This window comes from Limnospira sp. (assembly GCF_051859755.1).
GTDB lineage: Bacteria > Cyanobacteriota > Cyanobacteriia > Cyanobacteriales > Microcoleaceae > Limnospira > Limnospira fusiformis.
The window spans coordinates 1-8,485 of record NZ_JBIMLI010000173.1; the positions used below are offsets into that span (position 1 = coordinate 1).

Annotated in this window: 6 protein-coding genes and 1 rRNA gene; 3 read left to right on the forward strand and 4 right to left on the reverse strand. The window is 43.1% G+C overall.

Translation table 11 applies throughout. The features are described 5' to 3' along the window. Positions 1 to 82: 82 nt before the first annotated feature. Positions 83 to 772 carry a SanA/YdcF family protein gene (locus ACTIE0_RS21220; protein WP_006667881.1) on the reverse strand — a complete coding sequence of 230 codons (690 nt, stop codon included), beginning with the start codon at positions 770 to 772 and terminating at the stop codon, positions 83 to 85. A 263-nt stretch (positions 773 to 1,035) separates the two neighbouring features. Between ACTIE0_RS21220 and rrf the strand changes: the two genes are divergently transcribed. Both rrf and nadC read left to right on the forward strand, forming a co-directional pair. Next, positions 1,036 to 1,152 (forward strand): 5S ribosomal RNA (rrf, locus tag ACTIE0_RS21225). A gap of 68 nt (positions 1,153 to 1,220) precedes the next feature. Then, entirely contained in the window at positions 1,221 to 2,135 is a 915-nt protein-coding gene (gene nadC / locus ACTIE0_RS21230) for a carboxylating nicotinate-nucleotide diphosphorylase (RefSeq protein WP_006621589.1), read from the forward strand. A 2-nt stretch (positions 2,136 to 2,137) separates the two neighbouring features. Here nadC and ACTIE0_RS21235 read toward each other — a convergent pair whose 3' ends face one another. Then, positions 2,138 to 3,328 (reverse strand): class I SAM-dependent methyltransferase, encoded by a 1,191-nt coding sequence (locus tag ACTIE0_RS21235; RefSeq protein WP_006621590.1) that lies wholly within the window; start codon positions 3,326 to 3,328, stop codon positions 2,138 to 2,140. 201 nt (positions 3,329 to 3,529) lie between these two features. Between ACTIE0_RS21235 and ACTIE0_RS21240 the strand changes: the two genes are divergently transcribed. Beyond that, on the forward strand, positions 3,530 to 4,729 hold the full coding sequence (locus ACTIE0_RS21240; protein ID WP_006667882.1) for a WecB/TagA/CpsF family glycosyltransferase: 1,200 nt from the start codon (positions 3,530 to 3,532) through the stop codon (positions 4,727 to 4,729). Between the two features lie 55 nt (positions 4,730 to 4,784). Here the strand turns inward: ACTIE0_RS21240 and ACTIE0_RS21245 are convergent, their stop codons facing one another. Further along, positions 4,785 to 5,729 (reverse strand): glycosyltransferase family 2 protein, encoded by a 945-nt coding sequence (locus tag ACTIE0_RS21245; protein WP_006621592.1) that lies wholly within the window; start codon positions 5,727 to 5,729, stop codon positions 4,785 to 4,787. 89 nt (positions 5,730 to 5,818) lie between these two features. Then, on the reverse strand, positions 5,819 to 8,485 hold a 2,667-nt coding region (locus ACTIE0_RS21250; protein WP_439516977.1), incomplete at its 5' end, for a glycosyl hydrolase family 28-related protein.

Genomic DNA, 8,485 nt, shown 5'->3' on the forward strand with positions numbered 1-8,485 from the left:
AGTTAAGGCTTAAGCTGGTCAGCTACCTGAAAGCGGGGGGCACGAAGCCCCCGTGCTTCAGCCGGGGGTGCTGACTTCGTCATTAATACATTCCCTCAAAGGGTCCTAGGAAGGTGGGTTTAGGGCGAAGAATATGGACTTGGACAACAGCTTTGACAACGGCTAGAAGTTCTCGCCGGGTATAGAATCGCATGGAATCATCCCGAAATTTGCCCCAGTCCGGTGTCCCAAAACCGATCGCATCAATCCCTAAACGATTGCATATATACACCGCACGGGGTAGGTGATATTGTTGGGTGATTAGTACCGCCGTCTCGATGCCAAAAATTTCCCTGGCGCGATAACAGCTTTCGTAGGTACTAAATCCCGCATAGTCCAGGCGAATGTCGTTTGCGGGAACTCCTTGGTCGATCGCATATAGCTGCATGGCCACTACCTCATTATATTCGGGAGTGCCATTGTCTCCGGTCATTAAAATCTTTTCAACCCGTCCCAGTTTGTACAGGTCGATCGCCCCCTGAATGCGATCGGCTAACATCGGTGTAGGGGTTCCATCCGCCCAAAGTCCCGCCCCAAACACGATCGCCACCGGTTTGTCAGGAACATCGGCGATCTCAGTGTAGCGGCGAGTTTGGGTGATCAAGTTAATATATAAGTTCAGCACAAATGGCGTAAGCAGTCCGCCAATAACTGATAACACCAATAATAAACGCCAGTGTAGTATTAACCATTTGGGCAACATAGTTTCAATCTGAGCGTAGCAGTTCAACATTTTACCAAAAAATTGCCGTGGCCGGGGAGCCTAGCTAATTTTTATAATTTACCCTCCCAGGGGCCTAGTTTCAGCAACATTGCCTAAATATAAACTATTCCCAGATACCTGGAAAATCCCACACAGAGAGGTTTGGCAACAAATTTGCCAAAAATTTGGTGAAAGGGGTTGACATATATCCGATAACCTACTACTATTATTAATTGTGCGAGGGAAACAAGCGAGAGCGACTTTCCAGCAACCTCGAAAGATTTTAAGTCTTTCCTGGTGTCTATGGCTCAGTGGAACCACACCGATCCATCCCGAACTCGGATGTGAAACGCTGAAACGGCGAAGATACTTGGCGGGTAGCTGCCTGGGAAAATAGCAAGATGCCAGGATTAATATAAACTATAGCTTCCTTCCAGTGATAAACGGAGGGGGGCTTTAGTTTTTAAGGAACAATAGCATGATTAAACCCAAATCAGCAATCTTACCGCCCTGGATCGTCCTAGACCCTCAGCTAAAACAGTGGTTAACTGAAGATATTGGTAGGGGCGATCGCACTACTGATGGTTTGTTGAGGGGGGAAAGTTTATGGGGAACAGCGCATTGGTCCGCGAAAGCGCCAGGAATTATGGCGGGGTTAGCAGTGGCGGCGCGGGTTTTTCAACTGTTAAGCGATCGCCTTGAGGTGACACCAACGGTGAAAGATGGCGATCGGTGCGATCGTGGACAAGTAATCCTACAATTAGAAGGACCCCTAGATGCTTTGTTGATGGGGGAAAGGGTAGCCCTAAATTTGGCGATGCGACTGAGTGGGGTAGCCACTTCCACCCGTGAATATGTGGATGCGATCGCTGATTTACCGACTCAACTGGTGGATACCCGCAAAACTACCCCAGGACTGCGACTGTTAGAAAAATATGCCGTCCAAGTCGGGGGGGCGAAAAATCATCGCATGGGACTTGATGATGCGGTTTTGATTAAAGATAATCATATTTTGGCGGCTGGGGGTATTGAAAAAGCGATCGCCCTAATTCGCGAAACTATGCCTTATCCTCTGACCATTGAGGTGGAAACCGAAACTATTGAACAGGTGAAAACGGCGGTAAATGCGGGGGCGGATATTATCATGTTAGATAATATGTCCGTAGCTATGATGCAAGAGGCGATCGAGATGATTCGCCAGTATAATAGCCGCATTAAAATTGAGGCATCAGGAAATATTACCCTACAAACTATTCGCCAAGTTGCCGAAATTGGTGTTGATTATATCTCCACTAGCGCTACTATTACCCGTTCCCCCTGGTTAGATATCAGCATGAATTTGGGACCCGGAAACTTGGGGATTAATGACCCTTCCAAAATTAGAATGATTTAACCTCAAACATCACAGCGCACTTGACAGGATGTTAAACCCAGAGCCTGTAGCATCTGGGTGATTTCCTGTTCATAAATAGGGTTCATGATAATCACCACATCTGGTTTATAGTCTACTAAAAATGCAGGGGGGACAATTTTTTGACCAGTTCCCGCTACATACATTCCCTGTTTGCGAGGGTTAATATCAACAACATATTCAATTGCTGTCTTGGCTGCTTTCATAAAGTTTAAGAATGTCACACCTTTGGAACCACTGCCCCAAATGACCACCCGCTGGCCTTGGTTAACCAGATCACCTAGTTTTTGTTCCCACTCTGATAACTTATCCTCAAACTTTTGTGAAAATTCAGCAATGCTGTTAGCTAACTGATTAACCTGTTCGGTTTCCGGTTTAATCGTGCGATCGCTATTAAGACTAGGCTGCGCTTCCAGACATAAAAATTGCCCTCGGAATTCTTCGGTTATTTGTTTAACCTCAAAACCACAGGATGAGAAAGCATAGGCTAAACTGACGGGCGCAAAATAACAGCAATGTTCATAAATAATATCCCAAACTGCCAGATTATCAAAAATATCTAAGGCATTAGGAACCTCAAAGAAAATCCCGGTTTCTGGTTTATTTCCCACTATTTGTGCTAGGGATTTTAGCAGGTTTGTGGGGGTGGGTATGTGTTCTAATGTGTGGCGACAGCAGATAAAATTTCCTTGGTAATCAGCATATTTTTCCGAATATAAATCCCGAATAAACTGGAGGCGATCGCCCAATTTTTCATGGTCAGGTAAAGGCACATAAGTCGGGTCAAAACCGATGCCGCGATTGTTCCCCAATTCACACAATAGCGTCAGAAATTCCCCTTTACCACATCCGATCTCAATAATAGTCTTTTCCTGTAAATTGTAGGTATTGATTAACCTTTCAGCTAAATTCTGAGCATACTGCTGAAACCGAGGGGAAAAATCCAGAGCATTTTCATAGACTTGCGTATATTCTAAACGTTGTGGATCAAAAGCTATATTATCAATAAAACCGCAATCTTCACAGAAAGCCAGTTTCAAGTCTCCACGATTACAATTAATAGCCCCATCACGATCCGACCATAGGATATTACAAAAAACCGGAATATCCAACATTTCCCAAAATACCTGGCGATGTTCCGAACCGCATACCGGACAGATAGGTGTTTCTAACATAGTTATAGGTGCTAATATTTACCTACTAACATATCATTGTCCTGGTGATTTGCCTAGTAACGTTTCCCCAAGATACAAATCACAATGTAAGTTAATCAAACTTGACTTGCCAAACTGCTATAGAGTCGAGTATACTTGTAGTAAACATATTGCTCTATTTTTTGTTGAACAACTTATTTATATTAAAGTTATATAAAAACTATGAGCTTACCTATTCGCCAAGTGAAAGTTGTAGGATCTTATATTACCGCTCTCCAGTTCAGAGACCAAATTGAAACTATTTTGGAGTGGGGTTCTCGGCGACAAAGCCGGGTCGTTTGTGTGGCAAATGTTCATATGCTCATGGAAGCCTATTGGAATCCTGTATTTGCTCGGATATTAGAAAATGCTGATATGGTAACTCCTGACGGAATGCCTCTAGTCTGGATGATTCGGCAAGTAGGTATTCCTCAAGACCGAGTGGCAGGAATGGATATGCTCCTGAGTTTGTGTAACTTAGCACCCTTATATAATGTCAGCGTTTTTTTCTTAGGTTCTAAACCAGAGGTTCTGGAAAAAATGCAAACCAAAGTCCTCAATGAATTTCCCCATTTAAAGGTCGCGGGGTTTAAATCTTTGCCATTTCGCCCCCTGACTCAAGCCGAAGATGACGCATTAATTAAAGAAATTAACAATAGTGGGGCGGGGTTAATATTTGTTTCTCTGGGATGTCCTAAACAAGAAAAATTTATTCATCAGCATCGAGGCAAAATTCGGGCTGTGATGATTGGAATTGGGGCGGTGTTTCCCGTTTATGCAGGTTTTCAGACTCGCGCCCCAGAGTGGGTGCGAGAGTCCGGATTAGAATGGTTTTACCGATTAGTTCAAGAACCTAATCGTTTGTTTGGTCGCTATGCTAAGACAATTCCGCCGTTTATGTTATTAGCAACTAAACAACTATTAACTGAGTATCATTGGTTAGACCGGGTTAAAAAACAATACTCGGAAATTCCTAGTAATGTATTAATTGAAGCGCCCAGGGGTTTAGTCTATCGACCTGTGGGGCGTGTCTTACAAAGGGCGGGTTTACTTTCTCCAGATCAAGTACAGATGGTTTTACAAACTCAGCGACTCCGAAAAAACCTGCGTTTTGGAGATATTTTAACTTCCCAAGGTTTACTGAAACCGGAAACCATAGAGTTTTTCACAGAGCAGTTACCTGAATTAGCTATTCACAGAGAACAGCATCCTTTAGGGTACTATTTAAAATCAGCGGCTTTATTAAATGAACATCAAATTCAGATAATTTTAGAAAAGCAACATAAAACCGGACTGAGGTTTGGAGAAATGGCAATTAGTAAGGGATGGGTTAAACCGGAGACCGTGGACTTATTTTTGGAGTTTATGGAACCGGAAATGTAATTAATAGGTTATGGTCATTAAAGGTGTAAAGTCTTTGATGGCTTGCTCAAATAAATTAAGTATTTTGGGTTTTTGGGAAAAATACACTAGGCGCTTGGACAGCAGCTTGCATCAACTCCCAACCCAGCCTTTTCCACTTCCACGAGACCCACCTACCCATTTGACCATAGCAATATAGCTTTTCGGAAAATGTGATAGGAACCCGATTAATCACTTTGATATATTGAAATAAAAGCGTCCAATTGGTGAGTGAAAACTTTCTAGTTGTCTGAGAGTTATACCAATTCAAAAGAGCCAAACTACCAGCATCTTTGCGGATGGCTCGTGAGGTTTGGGAATGCTCCCTATAAAAGAAAAGAGGTTGAGGAATTTCATAGAACTCGCCTCTAAGTGCGAGTTCAGCAGCCAAGGGTAAGTCAGCCCATATATAATCTCCAATTAGCTGAGTTTTTCTCAGTTCATCAGTTCTCATTAAGCCAAATACCATGTGTCCTGGCATATACTTACGTTGTTGCCAAAGGTCATGATATTGTTTAAATCGCTCCGTGGGTTTTGGCGATCGCAAATTGAGAATATCAGCATGAGATTTGAGCGGATTTCCTTGTTCATCAATCCAGTATTCTTGAGGGTAACACAAAACAGCAGACGGGTGACTATCCAAGGCTTCTACACAGCGTTCTAAAAACTCGGGAGCATATAAATCATCGTGTGCTGCCCACTTAAAATATTCAGCGGTAGACAATTCAAAAGTTCGATTATAATTTTTAGCGGCACCCAAATTTTCTGGATGGCGATAGTAACGGATACGTTTATCCCTAGCCGCATAATCTCGGCAAATTTCCTCAGTCCTGTCCGTGGAAGCATTATCACAAATAATCAGTTCAAAATCATCAAAAGTCTGAGACAATAGACAATCTAAAGTTTCCTGTATAAAATTTTCCCCATTGTAGACAGGCATACCAATGCTAACGCGGGGATGAGGAGGATAAGTTTGTACCATATTTTACCTGTAGCCTCTCATGTGAATAAAAGTTGAATAAGCAGATCTCAACTCAACCGTCAATCAACCATCAATCCTCGTTTTCAGGATTACACATAAACAAAAGAGGAACTATTTAAACTGATATTGTTCATTCCTTGCACAATACCAATAAGTTCATCAGTAACATCGCCTTTATAGAAGATAGCCAACCCATTAGGTAAGCCTTGGGGACTATCTGCGAGGCGATAATCTTCTGAGCTACCGTGAAGCTGAATCACATCATTATCAAAATCAGTAATCAGAGCATAATCTTGCCAACCGGGTTGGTCATCAATGCCATCATCATAGTACACAGAATTACTGTCACCTAAGACAAATGTATCAAAACCGCCATTTCCTGTCAATATATCTATTTGTCCGCGTCCAGGATTAGAGGAATTGGGGTCTGTTCCATTCAGCCAATCATCGCCTTGAGTACCAACTATGGTATTAACGGGAACCCGATTTAAAGAGGTAGAACTATAGTAGCCAGGAAGTCCCACAGTTCGTCTGGTTTCCAGGTTCTGAATTTCCTCTACTCCGACAGCGGGTAAAGGCTCACCCTTGAAAGATCGGAAACTGGCTGCGACATAGCTTAGAGAGGATTCATTATTAATAAAAACGGGGATATCTCCAAATTCTCCATGGAGTATATAAGCGCCCAAAACTTCAGTTTTTCCACCATTAACAGTCTCAACTAATGTCCCCTCATCCTCAGTTTTGTAGCCAAGAATCCACAAATTACCGCCATCATTCTTAATTCGGGGAGTGTGAATAGTCTCGGGATTAATTTGACGAGCCCAAACATTTTGATTAGTGAAAGACCAAGGACCGCCACTGATATCTTCAATATATAAATCCCCAGTTCCTTGACTGGTGTTAAAATACTGATTAATAATCATATTGGACATAACCATAGTCCGATCGCTGTCTTGAACAAAGGTAATATTTGGAGCTTCCAAACGCTCCACAGAGACGACATCGGTAGTGCCATCAGCGACAGTAATTGTGCCACTACCTAGAATAGTAGCTTCTGTGCCAATAAAGCGCTGTAGATTATTTCTTAACTGAAGATTACCACCAATATTCCATACCCCATTAGGTAGGTAAACGGTACTAGCACCAGAATCGATCGCCGCCTGAATTGCCAGGGTATCATCAATGCCATCATTAGGCAAACCACCAAAAGCCAAAGGACTGACCCAATCAGACAAATCATCCCAAGGGACTACGGGAGTTGGCAAAACTTCCAGTTCAAAAGCCTGAGTGGGAGCATCAAATAGGGTATTAAAGCCACCACGCGCCATCCACTCAGCCACATAACCATCAGGTTGAGACAAGTTACCTCGTCCATTATCATCCTGTAGAATAGCCAGTTCATAACCAGAGGTATTGAGATTATTAACATACATCCCTTTTTGATTATGAATAGCAGGTTGAGTGGCGGCTGCACCGACCCCAGTTAAGTTAGCATCCATAATCGTAAAATCACTGGAACCATCAGGCATATTCCAAATGACGGGAACGGCATTAGTGCTTTCTAAGTCTCGCACAAACAGAGTTTGATTAAAATTCTGCCAACCATAAACATTTTGATTAACAAGTTTAACGCCTTCGAGTGTTTGAGTAGCGGTAGGATTCCAAGTCCGAATACCGACATCAAATCCGACGACTTCGACATCCTTAACCAGTAGAGGTCCATTTTCATCGGTGGCGAGATCAAGACCGATCGCACCTTGTCCATCACGGGAAACTATGCGAACATTATTGAGAGTTCCCTGGTTGTTTGCTATAAAATTAATAGCGATCGCATCTGGGTTTCCCTGACCCACATCAACAGTCAAATCCCTGATACTATTGCGGAACCTTTGAGCGGGTGGATTTCCGGTATCAATAACCGCAGTATCAAAACCCAAATTATCTTGAAGTCTAATAATAGTGCCATCACGGCTTTCCCCCTGAAGAATATTGCGCTTTTCACTGCCAGGGTATGCAATCCTTCCACTAACATCATAAACCCCATTAGGGAAGTAAATAATCCGATTTTGACCAGCATTCTCATTAATAGCTTGCTGAATAGCAGCAGTATCATCTATACCATCATTAGGAATCGCTCCATAATCCCTAACATCAACCACACCTGCATCAGCCGGGAAAACAATATTTTGAGTCGGTGTATTAGCGCTAAAATCAACGGTAAAACTACCCAAAGTGGCAGTTGGGATAAAATTACCTGCCATATCACTAACAGCATTGGGTTCCATGATGACGGTATAAGTTCCGCCGTCGGAGACATCCCAAACGCCGCCAGAAGGTGTAATTTGATAGGTAGCATTCCGGGTGTTTCCATTTTCCTCACCGTAGACACGCACCAAACTAGCCAGTTGCTGAACCCCTAATGGTCCTATAACCCGGATATCGGCATCATCTAAAGTAGATTCTTGAATTTCCCAGTCATCAGAGTAGCTAACCGTGAAAGCATATCCGGTATCACTACCCAAGATAGGAGTCAAATCAGGAGCCAGTAAAGCCGCCGTTGGGGGTGACAGGTCTGGGGTATCTTCTGGGATAATAGGAGCGGCTGTATTGAAGAAGTAATCGACCTGGCTGGTAAACGTAGGAGATGATGAACTTCCGGCATTTCCCGCAAATAACCCCACCTGTTGCACTTGTAAGGCTTGGGTAAAACTCCCGGCGGTCGTCCAAGTTGAACCATCTGGGGAATAGTTGAGAGT